Raw genomic sequence first — 17,492 nt, forward strand, 5'->3', positions numbered from 1 at the left:
AGCGTGGCCGCGGTCGCCCCACCGGGCAAGCCCACACGCGCGAATCGGCCATTTCCGAGCCGGCCTAGCCCTCCAGCGCCTTGCCCACCCGCCGCGACGCCGTGAACTCGTACAGGTCCAGCACCCCCGGCGGCTCCGCCAGGCCCGGGCCGCCCGCCCGCACCCACGCGGCGATGTCCGCCAGCGCGTCGTCGTCGTTGACCAGGCCCAGCCACACCGGCCGGCCCCCGGCGGCCCGGCCCGCCGCCGACGGCTGCACGACGATCACATTCGCCTGGTCGCACACGTCCAGGCACTCCGACGCCCGCACCTGCGCGGCACCGTCCACCGCCGCCCGCAACCTCGGTATCTGCCCGGCGTGATCGACGCCCGGCACCTTGCGGGGATCACCGCAGCAGCAGCCCCGGCAGACCGTGATCCGGCAGGGGGCGGAGGCGGGGGAGGGCACGGCGCGGCCACGGTTGGAGATCATCGGGCCGATGATACGCAGGGCCCGACGTGGCCGAACAGGCTCGGGCGGGCACGCCCCGGGGGCCACCGGCCGCCCGCGCGCAGCGAAAAGCCCCAGCCGGCTGGGGCTTTCCACGGTCCGCGACGGGATCCGTCAGGCGTGCGCCTCGGCCGTCACCGGCTTCGGGATCAGGAAGGACGCCGCGAGGGCGGCGGCCAGGATGACGACTCCGGCGATCATGCCGGAGGTGTATCCGGTGGCCGACGCCGGGTCCGAGGGCAGGGCCGCCGTCTTCACCGCGTAGAGCAGCGCGAAGCTCAGGCCCGCGCCGAGGTTGAACGCACCCGCGTTGAGGCCGGGCAGGAAGCCGGGGTTCTCGTTCGGGGACAGCACGATGCCGAGCCCGTTGAGCACGATGTTCGCCACGCCCGCGTAGGTGATGCCCACCAGGACCGAGGCCACCAGCAGCATGCCGTGCGAGTGGGCGGGGATCGTGAGGATCATCAGCACGACCGACGCGGCCGCCCCCACCAGTCCGATCCGCAGGACGCGCCCGTACCCGAAGGTCGCGGCGAGCCGGCCGGCTACCGGGCCCATGGCGAGACCGGCGATCGCGTACGGCGTCAGCGTCCACCACGCCGACTCCTCGGCCGTCATGCCGAGACCGGCCTCGGCGTCCTGGGCGAACGCCGGGATCAGACCGTTCATGACGGCGAACACACCCGTCATGGTGAGCACCGTGGTCAGCAGCGTCGCCCAGGTCGCGCGCCGACGCAGGTGCCGGGTGGCGACCAGCGGGTGGGCGGTGCGGTCCTCGGTCCGCCAGAACAGGGCGAAGGCGACGGCGGAGGCGGCGGTGAGACCGCCGACGAGCGGCCAGTTCGCGGCGCCGAGCTTGCCGGCCTCGTTGAGCGCGATGAGCAGCGACCCCACCGACGCGACCAGCAGGGCGACCCCCGGCCAGTCCATCCGGCCGGCGGCGGGCACCTTGGACTCGGGGGTCAGGACGGCGACGAGCGCCGTGGCGACGACCGCCACACCGGCCATGGCCCAGAAGACCGCCTCGAAGCCGTGGTTGTCGGCGAGGAAGCCGCCCGCGAGGGAGTCGACGCCCGCGATGCCGCCGTTGACCGCGGTGATCACACCCAGCAGGGTGCCGTACCGCTTCGGCTCGGTGACCTCGACCCGCAGCATGATCAGGCACAGCGGAACGGTCGGGCCGGAGATGCCCTGCACGACACGCCCGACGAACAGCATGGGCACGCTCTGCGCCAGCGCGGCGATGACACAGCCCACGGCCATGAGGGCCAGCATTCCGGCCAGCACCCGGCGCCGGCCGATGATGTCCCCGAGCCGGGGCAGGAAGAGCGAGAACAGCGCCGCCGACGTGAAGAACGCCGTCTGGGTGAGCCCGATCTCGGCGGAGCTCGCGCCGAGGCTGTCCTCGATGCTCTTCAGCGCGGGGCTGAGCATGCTGGCGTTGAGCTGGAAGGCGACGCAGGCCGTGAGGAGCGCGGTGATCAGCACACCCACCCGGACGGGGCGGGGGGCCACGGCGCCGGCGGGCCGGTCGGCGGTGGTGCGGTCAGCGGTGTGGTCAGCGGTGGTGCGGTCAGTGCGGGAAACGTTCATGCCTACTGGATCTCTGGGAGCGAGCACACAGAAAAACCCCAGCTCAGCTGGGGTTTTTCGTTGTGTCCGAGGGGGGACTTGAACCCCCACGCCCGATAAAGGGCACTAGCACCTCAAGCTAGCGCGTCTGCCATTCCGCCACCCGGACAAGGTGTCTGTCTTTCGGGGCCGTGCCCCTTCCGACGTGGAAAACAATACCAAAGATCTGGGGGTGCTCGATCACGCGCCCGGACCGCCGCCCGACCCCTGTGACGTGCGTATGTCGGGCGCATTGCGGCCTTGGGCTCAGCGGGGCGGAGAGAGAGGATGGCCGAGGACCCACGCCGTGCGCCCACCGTGATCCGGGCCGCGCACGGCAGCGAACCAGGAGGAGGCAGCGTGAGCGAGTCGAAGCCCGCCGGCAACGCGAAGGGCGGGAGCGCCCTGACCGCCGAGGACGAGGTGGTGGACCTCTGCCGCGATCTGATCCGGATCGACACCAGCAACTACGGCGACCACTCCGGGCCGGGTGAGCGGGCCGCCGCCGAGTACGTGGCCGAGAAGCTGGCCGAGGTCGGGCTCGAACCGAAGATCTTCGAATCCCACAAGGGCCGGGCCTCGACCGTGGCCAGGATCGAGGGCGAGGACCCCTCCCGGCCCGCCCTGCTCATCCACGGCCACACCGACGTGGTGCCCGCCAACGCCGAGGACTGGACCCACCACCCCTTCGCCGGCGAGATCGCGGACGGGTGCCTGTGGGGGCGCGGCGCGGTGGACATGAAGGACATGGACGCGATGACCCTCGCGGTCGTCCGGGACCGGATGCGCTCCGGCCGCAAGCCCCCGCGCGACGTCGTCCTGGCCTTCCTCGCGGACGAGGAGGCCGGCGGCGTCTACGGGGCCCGGCACCTGGTGGACAAGCACCCCGGGCTCTTCGAGGGCGTGACCGAGGCGATCGGCGAGGTCGGCGGCTTCTCCTTCACCGTCAACGAGAACCTGCGGCTCTATCTGATCGAGACCGCCCAGAAGGGCATGCACTGGATGCGGCTCACCGTGGACGGCACCGCCGGGCACGGCTCGATGACCAACAAGGACAACGCGATCACGGAGCTGTGCGAGGCGGTCGGCCGGCTGGGGCGGCACGAGTTCCCGGTGCGGATGACCAAGACCGTACGGTCCTTCCTCGACGAGCTCTCCGACGCGCTCGGCACCCCGCTCGACCCCGAGGACATGGAGACGACGCTCGCCAAGCTCGGCGGCATCGCCAAGATGATCGGTACGACCCTGCGCAACACCGCCGCCCCGACCATGCTCGGCGCGGGATACAAGGTCAATGTGATCCCGGGGCAGGCCACGGCGCACGTCGACGGACGGTTCCTGCCGGGTTACGAGGAGGAGTTCCTCGCCGACCTCGACCGGATCCTCGGGCCGCGGGTCAAGCGGGAGGACGTGCACGCGGACAAGGCGCTGGAGACGAGCTTCGACGGCGGCCTGGTCGACGCCATGCAGTCGGCGCTCAGGGCCGAGGACCCCATCGCGCGCGCCGTTCCGTACATGCTCTCCGGCGGCACCGACGCCAAGTCCTTCGACGACCTCGGCATCCGGTGCTTCGGCTTCGCGCCGCTGAAGCTTCCGCAGGAGCTGGACTTCGCCGGAATGTTCCACGGAGTTGACGAACGTGTGCCCGTGGATGGGCTGAAGTTCGGCGCACGGGTGCTCGATCGATTCCTCGACCAGTGCTGAAACCTCGTAAATCCGTTTCCGGTTAACCGAAAAGAGTGAATGGATCGAGGGTTGGCGTAGCCCGATTACCTCCTCGTCGTTACAGGTGTGCGGTCCGCGGCTGGGACCGTTTGCCAACGAGGAGGAATCACATGCTCAAGAAGGTTGTCGCTGCTGCGGCCGTCTCCGGTGGTGTCGTCATCGCCGGTGCGGGGCTGGCCGTGGCGAGCTCGGGTGCCCAGGGTGCCGCGGTGAACTCGCCGGGCGTCGTCTCCGGGAATGTCATCCAGGTTCCCGTGTCGGTCCCCGTGAACGCCTGCGGCAACACGATCAACATCGTCGGGCTGCTGAACCCCACCTTCGGCAACACCTGTGTCAACTACTGACGTTGTGCCTCTACCCGTAAGGGTGTGAAGGCGGCTCCGGAGCGCGTCCGCGCGACTCCGGGGCCGCTGGGTTTTCGACCTGCGGGCCCATCTGCCCGCGCGTTGTTCCGATGGCAGAAGGCAAGAGAGGCAGAACTTCAATGCGACAGGCCGGTAAGAAGAGTCTGATCACGGCGGCGGCCGCGAGTGGCGTGATCGCCATGACCGGTGCTTACGCGTTCGCCGACTCGGGCGCCCATGGTGTGGCGTCCAACTCGGCGGGCGTGGCGTCCGGCAACACCGTCCAGGTCCCCGTGCAGGTGCCGGTGAACGCCTGCGGCAACACCGTCAATGTGGTCGGTGTGCTCAACCCCGCCTCCGGCAACACCTGTGTCAACGGGTCGGGCGGCCACGGGCACGGCGGTCACGGTCACGGCGGCCACGGCGGGCAGGGCGGTCACGGGGGCCACGGCGGCTCGGCCGCCCAGGGCGCCAGCCACAACGCGCCCGGCGTGATCTCCGGCAACACCGTGCAGGCGCCGGTCAGCGTTCCGGTGAACGCCTGCGGGAACAGCGTCAATGTCGTGGGTGTCGGCAACTACACCTCCGGCAACGACTGCGCCAATGTCAGTGGTCACCACCAGGGGCACCCCGGCGGGCACGAGCAGCCCGGCAAGCCGGAGCACCACAAGCCCCACCACCCCGGTGAGAAGCCCGGCCACAAGCCGCCGGCCGGTCACCACAAGCCGGCGGAGCACACCAAGCCCGCCGGTCACCACGCCGAGCACCCGGCAGGCCACAAGCCGACCGCCGTGAGCCCGGCGCACACCACGGGTCACCACAAGTCGACCGAGGTGAAGGCCGAGCACCGCGACGCGCCGCTCGCTGCCCCGGCGGCGAAGGCCGTCGAGCTCGCGCACACCGGTGCGGGCCAGCTCGGCATGGCCGGTGCCGCCAGCGCCGGACTGCTGCTGGGCGGCGCGGTCATCTACCGCCGCGCACGCTCCGCCCAGAACTGACCGGGTCGCACCGGCCAGGACGCACATAGCACGGAGCGGGCCCCGTCGTCGCGGGGCCCGCTCCGTACGCTTTCACCACGTGGCACGCACCTGGCGAATGATCCGACGCCGCAGCCGCACTCTGCGGCTGCCGTCGGGATAGAGACGCAGTCGGTCCAACTCCCAGTGTCCGTACTCGGCATGGTCGGTCAGCAAGCGTGTGGTCGCACCTCGGGAGACCCCTCTCGGCACATACACATCACAGAATTCGTATTCCGGCATCGCATCTATTGTGCGGGAACGGGTCCGGTGCGGATAGCGTCTGCACTATGTCTGATGCTGCGCAGCCAACCGCTGCCGAGGTACGCGCCGCCGCCGAGGCGGTCAAAGCCGCGCTGGACCGCCACCTCGACGCCGTCGAACGCCGGTCCGGGGAGGACGACCCGGCCGTCTACGCCGCGTTCAACGAGCTGGCCGCGACAGCCGAGGCGTACGACGAGCTGCTGTACGACGTCTATGACGAGGTCACCCCCTTCGAGATCCCCGGTGACGACACCCTGCCCGCCTATGCCGGGCCGGAGGAGCCCAGCGCCCTGAGCGTCCTGATCCGCCGGGACTACGCGGTGATCGAACCGCAGCGGCTCCTCGCGCAGGCCCAGCGGGTCGCCGACCTCGATCCCGACGTCGACGCCCCCGCGGGCACGGGCGGCTCCGCCGGCGCGGCCGGCATCGTCGGCAGCAGCGTGCACGCGGCGCTCGGCGTGCTGTTCGGCGAGTACGAACCGGACGAGATCGCCTCCCGGCACAAGGAGTTCGGCCTGGAGGAGGGCGACTCCACGCTCTGGGTCGCCGCGGCCGACGACCCCGCGGAGCCGGGGGAGTGGCTGTCGGCCCCCTTCGACCAGGCCGATCCGCAGCGGGTGATCTGCCGCTTCGATGTCAGCGCCGTCTTCGACGAGGAGCTGGACCTCGACGACGGCGATGACGACGAAGGCGATGACGTCGATGGCCTCGACGAGGGCGGCATCGAGGGCAGGGGCCCGGGCGCGGGGGCATCGCCCCGGGGCGCCGGGCGCTGACCCTTACGGGCCGCGCCGGGCCGGCCCGGCGCGGCCCCACGCTCACTCCGAGGGGCGGCTCTGCGCCCGCAGCAGGGAACGGAGCCGGGTGCTCCGTTCCTTCGCGGGCACCTCGGCGACGGCGCGCGGCAGCGCCTCGTCCACGCCCTGCACGACCGACAGGTGCCGCTCGGCCCGGCCGAACGCCGTATAGATCCACGACCTCGTCAGCGTCCGGGCCGCGTCGCCCGGCAGCACCACCACGGCCGCCGGCCAGCGTGTGCCGACCGCCTGGTGCGCGGTCACGGCCCAGCCGTGCCGCACGGCCTCGCCCACGTGCTCCTTCGGTACGACGACGGGCACGCCCGCGCAGTCCAGGCGCAGCCCCTCCGCGTCCGCGCCGACCACGGTGCCGGGGACCATCCGGCCGGGGGCCGGGACGTACGCGACCCGGTCGCCCGGGTCGAAGCCGCCGAACCGGCCGGGGCCGGGGTTCAGCCGCTCCTTGAGCGCCGCGTTGAGCGCCCGGGTGCCGGCCGGGCCGCCATGGCCCGGGGTGATGACCTGGGTCCGCTCGGCCGGCACGCCGAGCGCGCGGGGAATGGAGTCCGCGACCAGCTGCACCGTGCGGTGCACGGCCTCGGCGGGCTCCCGCACGGGCACGATCACGACCTCCTTGCCGGGCGCGGCCGGCTCGCCCAGCTCGCCGATCCCGATCCCCGACACCAGCTCGCCGATCGGGCCGGTGTCCGGGGTGCGCGAGACGACCACCGGACAGGACTGGGCGGCCACGACGTCCGCGAAGACCCGGCCGGGCCCCGCCGACCACAGCACTCCCGGGTCGCCGCTGAGCACCAGCCGTCCGCCGTCCGCCAGCGACTCCACCAGCATCGCCGCCGTCTCGACGTCCAGCTGCGGCGCGTCGAGCACGGCGAGCACGTCGAGCGCGAACGCGCCGTCCGCGTCCCGGCCCGGCCCCTCCCGCCCGGACAGCAGCCCGGCGACGGTCACGGTCTCGACGCCGTCCGCCCGGCGCCTGCCGTCCTCGGTGTGCACGGCGACACAGGCCCGCAGGCCCAGCTCGGCCGCCGCCGCGACGACGGCGACGGGCTCGGCGCGAGCCGTCTCGCCGCCGCTGTGGGCCACGAGGCCCGCACCGGCGGTCGCACGGATCAGCTGGGCGGCGGAGGGGGAGGGCGCGGCGGCAGCGGCGGCTTCCCAGTCGGCGGCCTCGAAGTTGTTGATCAGCCGGGCGAGACCGTCGGCGAGGCTCTCCTCGGCCATGGCATAGCGGTCCAGGCCCAGCAGCAGCCGCACCGGGACCTCTTCCTCGGCCGAGGCGGGTCCGGGCTGCTCCAGGGCCTCCTGGAACACGAGCACGGCGCCCTCGGCGATGGCGGCCTGGAGCGCCTCGTCCGGGTCCGGCACCGCGTGTCGGGCGAGGGCCGAGCGCAGCACGGACGCCTCCAGCACGGTGTGCCCTTCGAGGGCGGCGCGCTCCAGCAGCCAGACGGTCAGTGCCTGGGCCCGGCGCTCGTCGCCCGGACCGCACTCCGGGCCGAGCAGGGCCCGTGCGAAGCCGTCCGCCTGCTCGGGGCGGACGCCCGCGACGGCCAGGAGCCGCCAGGGGTCCTCCCGCAGTTCCTCGGCCGCCTGCTCGCCGAGTGCCTCGATCACCGGCCCGGCGAGCTGCTCCGGAGCGCCGCCGGCGGCGAGCACGGCGCGGACTCCGTCCAGGCCCTCGGCGGTCGGCGCGGGCCGCCTGCCGGCGGGAGCGGCGGGAGCGGTGGGTGCGGCGGGAGCGGTGGGTGCGGCGGGGCCGCCCGTACGCTCCGGAGCCCGGCGGACCGGCGCGGCCGGCCGGCTGGGCTCGTTGAAGAACGCCGTCGCCGGCTTCTCCCCACTCTCCACGGCCCTCACAGCGGCGGCCAACGCCTCGGCGACAGCGGACCGCCGCTTGCCTCCGGCGGTATCACCGGTCTCCTGGGGCTCCCCGGAGCCCGCGCCGGGCTTCGGCGCGGGCGCCTTCGCTGGGATGTCGGCGGCCTCGGCGTCCGGAGTGTCCCCGTCGGGTGGGGAGCCCGGCGTGCCCGCGACGGGGTCCGTGGCGTTCCCGCCGGTCGCTGCCTCAGGCTGACCCTGCCCGAGTACCGGCTGCGGGTCGCCCTCGTTCGCCGGGATGTCGGCGGCCTGGGCGTCCGGGGTGCTGTCTCCGCCGGGTGTGGGTTCCGGCGTGCTCGCGGCGGCATCCGTGGCGTCCCCGCCGGCCGACGCTCCGGGCTCGTCGAGCGAAGGCTTCCGCGCGGGCGCCTCCGCCGGGATGTCGGCGGTCCCGGCGTCCTGGGTGCCCCCGTCGGGTGCGGATCCCGGCGCACCCGCCGTGTCCCCGCCGGCCGCCGGCTCAGGCCCGCCCGGACCGGGCTCCGGCCCCTCCGCGGACGCCGGGCCCGTCTCGGGCTCCCGCGCCTGCGCGGCAGCGCCGCCCGCGCCGGGCTCCCGCTCCGAGCCGCCCGCGGCCACCGCCTCCGCGGCCGGCGCGATGGAGCCCCCCTGCGCGGTCGGAGTGCCCTCCTCCGAGGGCGTGGGGGCGGCCTCGCCGGTGAGGCGGTCGGTAGTCACAGGGTGCTCCAGTCCTGATCGGGATAGCGGTGCACGGGCGCCGACACATCGTCGAGCGCCCGGCAGATCTCGTCCGGAAGCGTAAGGGCCTCCACTGACAATGCCGCGCCGAGCTGCTGCGCGTTGCGCGCGCCGATGATCGGGGCGACGACTCCGGGGCGGTCGCGCACCCAGGCCAGCGCCACCTCCAGCGGCGTCGTCGCCAGGCCGTCCGCCGCCGTGGCGACGGCGTCCACGACGCGGCGCGCGGTCTCGTCGAGATACGGGGCGACGAAGGGCGCCAGGTGCTCGGACGCGCCCCGCGAGTCGGAGGGCGTGGCGTGGCGGTACTTGCCGGTGAGGACGCCGCGGCCGAGCGGGGAGGACGGCAGCACCCCGATGCCCAGGTCGAGCGCGGCCGGCAGCACCTCGCGCTCGATGCCGCGCTGGAGCAGGGAGTACTCCATCTGCGTGCTGGCCAGCCGGGTCCGTACGCCCGGCCCGGCCAGCTGCCACGTGGCGGCCTTGGCGAGCTGCCAGCCGCAGAAGTTGGAGACGCCCGCATAGCGGGCCCGTCCGCTGCTCACCGCGATGTCGATGGCCTGGAGCGTCTCCTCGACGGGCGTGTACGGGTCGAAGGCGTGTATCTGCCACAGGTCGACGTGGTCCGTGCCGAGCCGCTCCAGGGACGCGTCGAGCGCGTCGAGCAGATGGCCCCGGGAGCCGTCGAACCGCCGGTCGGGGTCGGGCACGCTGCCGGACTTCGTGGCGATGACCAGATCGCGGCGCGGCACGAGGTCCTCCAGCAACTGCCCCAGCAGATACTCCGCGCCGCCGTCCGCGTAGACGTCCGCCGTGTCGACGAGCGTGCCACCCGCCTCCCAGAACGTCTTGAGCTGATCGGCCGCGTCCGTCTCCCCCGTGTCCCGGCCCCACGTGAGCGTGCCGAGCCCGATCCGGGATACCCGCAGGCCCGTGCGGCCCAGATGCCTTAGCTCCATGAGCGCTGAGATTACTGGCCGCGGCGCACACCGTGGCGGCCTGTGGACAACGCCCTGTGGACAACTCACCGATGACGGACGCCGGGTCAGCGCGCTACAGTCCCCGGAACAGCGACGTTACTGATCAGTAAGGGGAGTCCGGATGAGTCGAATGAGGCTCGGAATCAACCTCGGCTACTGGGGCGCCGGGATGGACGCCGACAATCTCGCGGTCGCCCGCGAGGCCGACCGGCTGGGCTACTCGGTCTGCTGGGCCGCCGAGGCGTACGGCTCGGACGCCCCCACCGTCCTGTCCTGGGTGGCCGCGCAGACCGAGCGGATCGACGTCGGCTCCGCCATCTTCCAGATCCCCGCCCGTACGCCCACCATGACGGCGATGACCGCGGCCACCCTCGACTCGCTCTCCGGCGGCCGCTTCCGGCTCGGCCTCGGTGTCTCCGGCCCCCAGGTCTCCGAGGGCTGGTACGGCGTGAAGTTCGACAAGCCGCTCGCCCGCACCCGCGAGTACGTCGACATCGTCCGCAAGGCCATGTCCCGCGAGCGCGTCACCCACGACGGGGACCACTGGACCCTGCCGCTGCCCGGCGGCCCCGGCAAGCCCATCAAGCTCACCGTCCACCCCGTGCGCGAGCGCATCCCGCTGTACATCGCCGCCATCGGCCCGAAGAACCTGGAGCAGACCGGCGAGATCGCCGACGGCGCCCTCGTCGTCTTCTTCGCCCCCGAGCACGCGGAGGAGACCACCCTCGGTGCCCTGCGCGCGGGCCGCGCCAAGGCCGGCAAGGACCTCGACGGGTTCGACCTCGCCCCGACCGTCCCGATGGCCCTGGGCGACGACGTCGACGCCCTCGCCGACCTCTTCCGCCCGTACACCGCCCTCTACGTCGGCGGCATGGGCAGCGCCAAGCAGAACTTCTACAACAAGCTCGCCCAGCGCATGGGTTACGAGAAGGCCGCCGCCGAGATCCAGGAGAAGTACCTCTCCGGCGACAAGGCCGGCGCCGCCGCGGCCGTACCCCGCGAGCTGATCGACTCCACCGCGCTGCTCGGCCCGGTCGAGCGCGTCGCCGACCGCATGCAGGCATACGCCGATGCCGGTGTCACCACACTGTCGCTCGCCCCGGCGGGCTTCACCCTCGAGGAGCGGATCGCGAGCCTGCGGGCCGGCGTCGAGGCGCTGGAGCGGGCCGGGCTGGCGTAGCGGAGGAACGAGGGGCAAATCTACGGCCGTGGTGGGGGCTCGGGGTGTCTTCCCCGCCACGGCCGGTACTGAAGACAACGCCCGGGCGGGCGTGTGGTTACGCGCCGGGCGCACCTTCGGTCGCGCGCATTCGGCCGAGTGCGCACCGCCCTCTGTTGCCGCCCCCCGGCCATGGCACTTGAGTGCTTGTCCTCGTCCGCGCCGTGCCATCGGCCCCGCCCACAGCCTGCTGCGCGGCGAGACGCGGCTGACCGGGCGGGACATCGTCGTCCACCTCGCGCACAGCCGGGTCACCGAGCAGCGCGCCGCCGACCAGATGGACATGCTCGCCGGGCACTTCGGCGAGCACCCCGAGGTCGGCAGGGCGATCAGGATGATCTCCCACGGCGAGGCGAACCACCTCGCCTACTGCCACGAGGAACTGCTGCGGCTGTCCCGCGAGGGGCACGCCGACGTCATCCGTACCGTGCTGCGGGAGAGCGCCCTGGCCGGGATCCGCGTCCACCGGGACGTCGGCCTGGCGGTGATGGCCCGCATGGGCGCCATCCTGGGCTGGTCCCGCGCCAAGTCCCTGGCGCTTTCGCTGGGCATCCGGGCGGCGTGCCTCCAGGACCGGCTCATCGGCCGGCGGCGCATGGTCACCCTGCGCCCGCCGCGGCTCCGCGACCCGCTGGGCGGGCCCACCACCGCCGCCGAGTTCGCCTGATCCAGCACCGGCTCACAGCCAGCCGCGCCGCTTGAAGTAGCGGTGCAGCCAGACCACCACCGCGGCCATCACCACGACAGCCGCCGGATAGCCCCACGGCTGCCGCAGCTCCGGCATGTGGTCGAAGTTCATCCCGTAGATCCCGGCGATCATCGTCGGGACCGCCGCCATCGCGGCCCACGCCGAGATCTTGCGCATGTCGTCGTTCTGCTGGACGCCCATCTGCGCGAGGTGCGCGGAGAGTATGTCGGTCAGCAGCCGGTCCAGCCCGTCCACGGACTCGTTCGCCCGCGTCAGATGGTCGCTCACATCGCGGAAGAACGGCTGCGACCGCTGCGGTACGTACGGCACGCCCGCCCCCGCCAGCCGCGTCATCGGCTCGGTCAGCGGCCCCGAGGCCCGCCGGAACTCCATCACCTGCCGCTTGAAGTTGTAGATTCGCGAGGCGGTGTTGCGGGTGTCCCCGCCCACCGGGGCGAACACCTCCGCCTCCAGCTCCTCCAGGTCCACCTGGAGCTCGGCCGCCACCTCGATGTACTGGTCCACGATCGCGTCGCTGACCGCGTACAGCACCGCCGTCGGCCCGTGCCGGAGCACCTCCCGCTCCCGCTCCAGCCGCTGACGCACCTGCGCCAGGGGGCTGCCCTCGCCGTGCCGGACGGTCACCACGAAGGAGTCGCCGACGAACAGCATCAGCTCGCTCGTGGTGACCTTGTCCGCGTCGTCGTCGTAGGTGACGGGCTTCAGGACGATGAACAGCGAGTCCTCGTACACCTCCAGCTTCGGTCGCTGGTGGGCCTTGAGGGCGTCCTCCACGGCCAGCGGGTGCAGTCCGAACTCGCTGGTGACCAGCTCGAACTCCTTCTCCGTGGGCTCGTGCAGCCCGATCCACAGGAACGAGTCGCCCTGGGCGCGCGCCTCGTCCAGCGCGTCGGAGAAGTCGGCGGGGCCCTCGGTGCGGCGTCCGTCCCGGTAGATAGCGCAGTCCACGATCACGCAGGGCATTCTGCCGCCGATCGGCCCACCGAAACATCACCGGGCGCCGCCGACCGGCCGCGACGGCACCGGTGAGGACCGCCGGAGGGCGACGTAGGCTGGCGGCCATGCCCACGCTGATCCTGGTCCGGCACGGCCGGTCCACCGCCAACACCGGGGGCGTGCTCGCCGGCTGGACCCCCGGCGTCGCCCTGGACGAGCGCGGCGCCGCCCAGGCGGCCGCCCTCCCGCGGCGCCTCGACGGGCTGCCCCTTGTGACCGCCGTCACCAGCCCGCTCCAGCGCTGCCGGGAGACCCTGGCCCCCCTCCTCGCCGCCCGGCCCGGCCTGCCGCTGCACACCGACGAGCGCCTCGGGGAGTGCCACTACGGCGACTGGTCGGGCCGCAAGATCGCCGAGCTGACCGACGAACCGCTGTGGGAGGTCGTCCAGCGCCACCCCTCCGCCGCGGCCTTCCCGGGCGGCGAGTCCGTACGCGCCATGCAGGCGCGCGCGGTGGAGGCCGTACGCGACTGGAACGCCCGCGTCGAGGAGGAGCACGGCCCCGACGCCTGCTTCCTCGTGTGTTCGCACGGCGACATCATCAAGTCCCTGGTCGCCGACGCCCTCGGCCTGCACCTCGACCTCTTCCAGCGGATCGCCGTCGACCCCTGCTCGGTCACCGCCATCCGCTACACCCGCCTGCGCCCCTTCCTGATGCGCCTCGGCGACACCGGCGAGTTGCGCGGCCTGGCACCGCACCCCGAGGCGCCCGGCGTCGCGGCCGGTGCCGAAGGGGCCGAGGAGGACGGCGTCGTGGGAGGCGGGGCGGGAGCACCGTGATCGCGGTCCGCAGTAGGGTGGTGACGCGGCTCCGTCCGCCTCACCACGCGTGACCGGCACTCGGAGCGGTTACTCCACCACCGAACCAAATGGAGCAGGACGTTGTCCCGTCAGGTGTTCCTCTATGACCCACCGGACCGTTTCGTCGCCGGTACGGTCGGGCTGCCGGGCCGCCGCACTTTCTTCCTCCAGGCCACCGCGGCCGGCCGGACCACCAGCGTCGCGCTGGAGAAGGCCCAGGTAGAGGCGCTCGCCGAGCGCATCGACGAACTGCTCGACGAGGTCGTCCGGCGCACCGGCGGCAATGCCCCGGTGCCCGCCGTCGCCCCCGCCGAGCTCGCCGACACCGAGCCGCTGGAATCCCCCGTCGAGGAGGAGTTCCGGGTCGGCACCATGGCCCTGGCCTGGGACGGCGAGGGCCAGCGCATGATCGTGGAGGCGCAGGCGCTCGTCGAGCTGGAGGCCGACACCGACGAGGACCTCGTCGAGGCGGAGGAGCGCCTGCTCCAGGACGAGACCAACGGCCCGCCGATGCTGCGCGTGCGGCTGACCGGCACCCAGGCGCGCGCGTTCGCCAAGCGCGCCCTGGAGGTCGTCAACGCCGGCCGTCCGCCCTGCCCGCTGTGCAGCCTGCCGCTCGACCCGGAGGGACACGTATGCCCGCGCCAGAACGGATATCGCCGCGGAGTGTGACCCCGCACGAACTGCTCGCCCGCGGTGAGCTGACGGTGCGTGGGCGGGTCCGCGAGGCGTCCAACGCGGTGCTGTACTGCACGGTCGAGTACGAGGGCGTGAGCGCGGCCTGCGTCTACAAACCGGTCGCCGGGGAGCGACCCCTGTGGGACTTCCCCGACGGCACGCTCGCCCAGCGCGAGGTCGCGGCCTACGAGCTGTCCGAGGCCATGGGCTGGGGCCTGATCCCGCCCACGGTGCTGCGCGACGGCCCGTACGGCCAGGGCATGTGCCAGCTGTGGATCGAGCCGTCCGTCGAGGAGGACTCCGCGGGCGCGCTGCTCGCCCTGGTCGAGGGGGAGGAGCCGGGGCCGGGCTGGAAGGCCGTGGGCTTCGCCGAGGTGGGGGAGGAGCGCACCGCGCTGCTCGTCCACGCCGACGACGTACGCCTGCGCCGCCTCGCCGTGCTCGACGCGGTGATCAACAACGGTGACCGCAAGGGCGGCCACCTCCTGCCCGCCGCGGACGGTCGGCTGTACGCCATCGACCACGGCGTGACCTTCAACGCCGAGGACAAGCTGCGCACCCTCCTGTGGGGCTGGGCGGGCGAGCCGCTACCCGAGGAGGCCCTGGAGGCCCTACGGCGACTTTCGGCCGATCTGGCCGAGGACCGCCCGCTCACCGCCCGACTGGCCCAGCTCATCACTCCGGCCGAAATCCAGGCCCTGCGGGAGCGCGTCGCCGACCTGCTGCGCACCGGACGGCACCGTGAGCCCAGCGGACAGTGGCCCGCGATCCCCTGGCCACCGGTCTGATCCGCCCCCGATGCACATCGGGGGTGGCAGACGCAAGAGTGCCTATTGGGCCAACAGCCCGGTCCGGTTCGTATCCGGAACACGCGTCCGGTTACGCTTCAAGACATGCATGCCTGGCCCGCTTCTGAGGTACCCGCCCTGCCTGGCAGTGGCCGCGACCTCCGGATCCACGACACCGCGACCGGTGGACGGGTGACCCTCGTCCCCGGCCCCGTCGCCCGTATCTATGTCTGCGGCATCACGCCGTACGACGCCACCCACATGGGGCACGCGGCGACCTACAACGCGTTCGACCTCGTGCAGCGCGTGTGGCTCGACACCAAGCGGCAGGTTCACTACGTCCAGAACGTCACCGACATCGACGACCCGCTGCTGGAGCGGGCGATCCGGGACGGCGTGGACTGGACCGCCCTCGCCGAGCGTGAGACCGCCCTCTTCCGCGAGGACATGACCGCCCTGCGGATGCTCCCGCCGCGCCACTACGTGGGCGCCGTGGAGTCGATACCCAAGATCGTCCCGCTGGTGGAGCGGCTCCGCGACGCCGGAGCCGCCTACGAGCTGGAGGGCGACATCTACTTCTCCGTCGCCTCCGACCCCGCCTTCGGCGGCGTCTCCGGCCTCGACGCGGAGGCGATGCGCCTGCTGTCCGCCGAGCGCGGCGGCGACCCCGAGCGCCCCGGCAAGAAGAACCCCGTCGACCCCATGCTGTGGATGGCCGCCCGCCCGGGCGAGCCCAGCTGGGACGGCGCCTCCCTCGGCCCCGGCCGCCCCGGCTGGCACATCGAGTGCGTCGCCATCGCCCTCGACTACTTCGGCATGGGCTTCGACGTCCAGGGCGGCGGCAGCGACCTCGTCTTCCCGCACCACGAGATGGGCGCCTCGCACGCCCAGGCGCTCACCGGCGAGCACCCCTTCGCGCAGACGTACGTCCACGCCGGCATGGTCGCCCTCAACGGCGAGAAGATGTCGAAGTCCAAGGGCAACCTCGTCTTCATCTCCAAGCTCCGCCGCGACGGCGTCGACCCCGCCGCCATCCGGCTGGCGCTGCTCGCCCACCACTACCGCGCCGACTGGGAGTGGACCGACGACGTCCTGACCGAGGCCGTCGAGCGCCTCGCCCGCTGGCGCGCGGCCGTCTCCCGGCCCGACGGCCCGTCCGCCGACGCCCTGGTGGAGGAGGTCCGCGAGGCCCTCGCGGACGACCTCGACGCACCGCGCGCGCTCGCCGCCATCGACCGCTGGGCCGCCGCCCAGACCGCCGACGGCGGTACGGACGAGGGCGCGCCCGGCCTGGTCTCCCGGACCGCCGACGCGCTGCTCGGCATCGCCCTGTAGGCGACCGGCGACAGCTGATCCCGCACCTCCGACAGGGGGCGCTCCCCACCGGGAGCGCCCCCATTCGTTTGTGCAGATCCTTGTGTGCTCCGTGTGGCGGTCCGCGGCGCTGTGCTTCGGTGAGCCGGTCACTCTCCCACGGCCCGGAAGGACGCACACCATGGCAGGTTCCCTGGCACGGCGAAGACTGCTCGGGGCGGGCGCCGCACTCGGCGCGGCAGCGGTCGTGGGGCCGCCGGGCCCCGCGGCCCACGCCCATGCCGCGCACGACTGGCCCACCGCCTTCCCCCTCCCCGACGGCTTCCGCCCCGAGGGCATCGCCACCGGCCCCGGCCCGTACGCCTGGTTCGGCTCGCTCGGCGGCGGCGCGCTCCACCGCGTGAGCCTGGTCACCGGCAAGGGCGTCACCATCCCGACGGGCACCGACGCCCCCACCGTGGGCCTCAAGAGCGACGCCCGCGGCCGGATCTTCATCGCGGGCGGCCCCAGCCGGCAGCTGCGCGTCGTCGACGGGCGCGCCGGCCGGATCCTCGCCACGTACGAGGTAGGCAGGGCCGCCACCTTCGTCAACGACGTGGTGCTCACCCCACGGGCCGCCTGGTTCACCGACTCCGCCCAGGCGCAGCTCTACGGCCTGCCGCTCGGCCCGCGCGGCGAACTGCCGCCCGCCCGCGACGTGGTGACGCTGCCCCTGAAGGGCGAGTGGGCCGAGGCCCCCGGCGACGCCTTCACCACCAACGGCATCGAACGCACCCCCGACGGCAGGGCGCTGCTGGTCATCAACGTCTACGCGGACGGCGGCACCCTCTTCCGCGTCGACCCGCGCACCGGCGACGCGCGCCGCGTCGACCTCGGCGGCAAGAAGCTCCCCGACGGCGACGGCGCGCTGCTCCTGGGCCGGACGCTCTACATCGTCCAGCAGGTCCAGAACGCCGTCGACGTCTTCCACCTGGACGCCACCGGCCTGCGGGGCCGAGCCGTGGCCCGCATCACCGACCCGCGCTTCCGGATCCCGACCACGGTGGCCGCGTACGGCGACCGGCTCTACCTGCCCAACTCCCGCTTCGACGTGCAGCCGACGCCGACCACGCGGTACGACGCGGTGGCGGTGGACCGGGTGCGCTGAACCCCGGCGACCGAGG

16 protein-coding genes, 1 tRNA gene and 1 pseudogene are annotated in these 17,492 nt (G+C 73.1%); 11 read left to right on the forward strand and 7 right to left on the reverse strand.

Annotated elements, in window-relative coordinates:
* Positions 1–64: 64 nt before the first annotated feature.
* The 3 genes from ACZ303_RS15960 to ACZ303_RS15970 all read right to left on the reverse strand — a co-directional run bounded on the left by ACZ303_RS15960 (position 65) and on the right by ACZ303_RS15970 (position 2,231).
* Positions 65–472 (reverse strand): (2Fe-2S) ferredoxin domain-containing protein, encoded by a 408-nt coding sequence (locus ACZ303_RS15960; RefSeq protein ID WP_467339289.1) that lies wholly within the window; start codon positions 470–472, stop codon positions 65–67.
* Positions 473–604: 132 nt separating this feature from the next.
* Positions 605–2,083, reverse strand: a complete 1,479-nt coding sequence (gene uriT, locus ACZ303_RS15965; protein WP_467339291.1) for a uridine transporter UriT — start codon at positions 2,081–2,083, stop codon at positions 605–607.
* 63 nt (positions 2,084–2,146) lie between these two features.
* Positions 2,147–2,231 (reverse strand) — tRNA-Leu (locus ACZ303_RS15970).
* Between the two features lie 230 nt (positions 2,232–2,461).
* Between ACZ303_RS15970 and ACZ303_RS15975 the strand changes: the two genes are divergently transcribed.
* The 3 genes from ACZ303_RS15975 to ACZ303_RS15985 all read left to right on the forward strand — a co-directional run bounded on the left by ACZ303_RS15975 (position 2,462) and on the right by ACZ303_RS15985 (position 5,168).
* Positions 2,462–3,805 (forward strand): M20/M25/M40 family metallo-hydrolase, encoded by a 1,344-nt coding sequence (locus ACZ303_RS15975; protein ID WP_467339293.1) that lies wholly within the window; start codon positions 2,462–2,464, stop codon positions 3,803–3,805.
* A 131-nt stretch (positions 3,806–3,936) separates the two neighbouring features.
* Positions 3,937–4,170: a chaplin gene (locus tag ACZ303_RS15980; RefSeq protein ID WP_467339294.1), complete on the forward strand. Its 234-nt coding sequence runs from the start codon at positions 3,937–3,939 to the stop codon at positions 4,168–4,170.
* Positions 4,171–4,310: 140 nt separating this feature from the next.
* Positions 4,311–5,168 (forward strand): chaplin, encoded by an 858-nt coding sequence (locus tag ACZ303_RS15985; RefSeq protein WP_467339296.1) that lies wholly within the window; start codon positions 4,311–4,313, stop codon positions 5,166–5,168.
* Positions 5,169–5,240: 72 nt separating this feature from the next.
* Here ACZ303_RS15985 and ACZ303_RS15990 read toward each other — a convergent pair whose 3' ends face one another.
* A complete protein-coding gene (locus ACZ303_RS15990) occupies positions 5,241–5,429 on the reverse strand; it encodes a DUF5703 family protein (protein ID WP_344088386.1) in 189 nt (62 codons plus the stop codon).
* Between the two features lie 47 nt (positions 5,430–5,476).
* Here ACZ303_RS15990 and ACZ303_RS15995 point away from each other — a divergent pair, with 47 nt between their 5' ends.
* On the forward strand, positions 5,477–6,226 hold the full coding sequence (locus ACZ303_RS15995) for a hypothetical protein (RefSeq protein ID WP_467339300.1): 750 nt from the start codon (positions 5,477–5,479) through the stop codon (positions 6,224–6,226).
* A 42-nt stretch (positions 6,227–6,268) separates the two neighbouring features.
* On the opposite strand, the gene ACZ303_RS16000 is transcribed toward ACZ303_RS15995, so the two are convergent.
* Positions 6,269–8,824 (reverse strand): helix-hairpin-helix domain-containing protein, encoded by a 2,556-nt coding sequence (locus ACZ303_RS16000; RefSeq protein WP_467339302.1) that lies wholly within the window; start codon positions 8,822–8,824, stop codon positions 6,269–6,271.
* Positions 8,821–9,804 carry an aldo/keto reductase gene (locus tag ACZ303_RS16005; RefSeq protein WP_467339303.1) on the reverse strand — a complete coding sequence of 328 codons (984 nt, stop codon included), beginning with the start codon at positions 9,802–9,804 and terminating at the stop codon, positions 8,821–8,823. Before ACZ303_RS16005 ends, ACZ303_RS16000 begins: the two co-directional genes overlap by 4 nt.
* A gap of 151 nt (positions 9,805–9,955) precedes the next feature.
* Between ACZ303_RS16005 and ACZ303_RS16010 the strand changes: the two genes are divergently transcribed.
* Together ACZ303_RS16010 and ACZ303_RS16015 are read left to right on the forward strand one after the other, a co-directional pair.
* Positions 9,956–11,005, forward strand: coding sequence for an LLM class F420-dependent oxidoreductase (locus ACZ303_RS16010; RefSeq protein WP_467339647.1), 1,050 nt, complete (start codon positions 9,956–9,958; stop codon positions 11,003–11,005).
* Between the two features lie 199 nt (positions 11,006–11,204).
* Positions 11,205–11,711, forward strand: a pseudogene (locus tag ACZ303_RS16015) (ferritin-like domain-containing protein); the annotation flags it as partial.
* 12 nt (positions 11,712–11,723) lie between these two features.
* Here ACZ303_RS16015 and corA read toward each other — a convergent pair.
* Complete coding sequence (corA, locus tag ACZ303_RS16020; RefSeq protein WP_467339304.1) at positions 11,724–12,716, reverse strand: magnesium/cobalt transporter CorA; 993 nt, start codon at positions 12,714–12,716, stop codon at positions 11,724–11,726.
* A gap of 98 nt (positions 12,717–12,814) precedes the next feature.
* Here corA and ACZ303_RS16025 point away from each other — a divergent pair, with 98 nt between their 5' ends.
* The 5 genes from ACZ303_RS16025 to ACZ303_RS16045 all read left to right on the forward strand — a co-directional run bounded on the left by ACZ303_RS16025 (position 12,815) and on the right by ACZ303_RS16045 (position 17,476).
* The gene (locus ACZ303_RS16025; protein ID WP_467339305.1) at positions 12,815–13,528 is read left to right on the forward strand and encodes a histidine phosphatase family protein; all 714 of its coding nucleotides are present in this window, start codon (positions 12,815–12,817) and stop codon (positions 13,526–13,528) included.
* 102 nt (positions 13,529–13,630) lie between these two features.
* On the forward strand, positions 13,631–14,221 hold the full coding sequence (locus tag ACZ303_RS16030; protein WP_467339306.1) for a DUF3090 domain-containing protein: 591 nt from the start codon (positions 13,631–13,633) through the stop codon (positions 14,219–14,221).
* Entirely contained in the window at positions 14,185–15,015 is an 831-nt protein-coding gene (locus ACZ303_RS16035) for an SCO1664 family protein (RefSeq protein WP_467339307.1), read from the forward strand. The genes ACZ303_RS16030 and ACZ303_RS16035 overlap by 37 nt, the downstream gene beginning before the upstream one ends.
* A 105-nt stretch (positions 15,016–15,120) precedes the next feature.
* Positions 15,121–16,350 carry a cysteine--1-D-myo-inosityl 2-amino-2-deoxy-alpha-D-glucopyranoside ligase gene (gene mshC / locus ACZ303_RS16040; protein ID WP_467339308.1) on the forward strand — a complete coding sequence of 410 codons (1,230 nt, stop codon included), beginning with the start codon at positions 15,121–15,123 and terminating at the stop codon, positions 16,348–16,350.
* A gap of 160 nt (positions 16,351–16,510) precedes the next feature.
* Entirely contained in the window at positions 16,511–17,476 is a 966-nt protein-coding gene (locus ACZ303_RS16045; protein WP_467339309.1) for an NHL repeat-containing protein, read from the forward strand.
* Positions 17,477–17,492: the final 16 nt, after the last annotated feature.

The organism is Streptomyces sp. NPDC023527 (assembly GCF_055560115.1).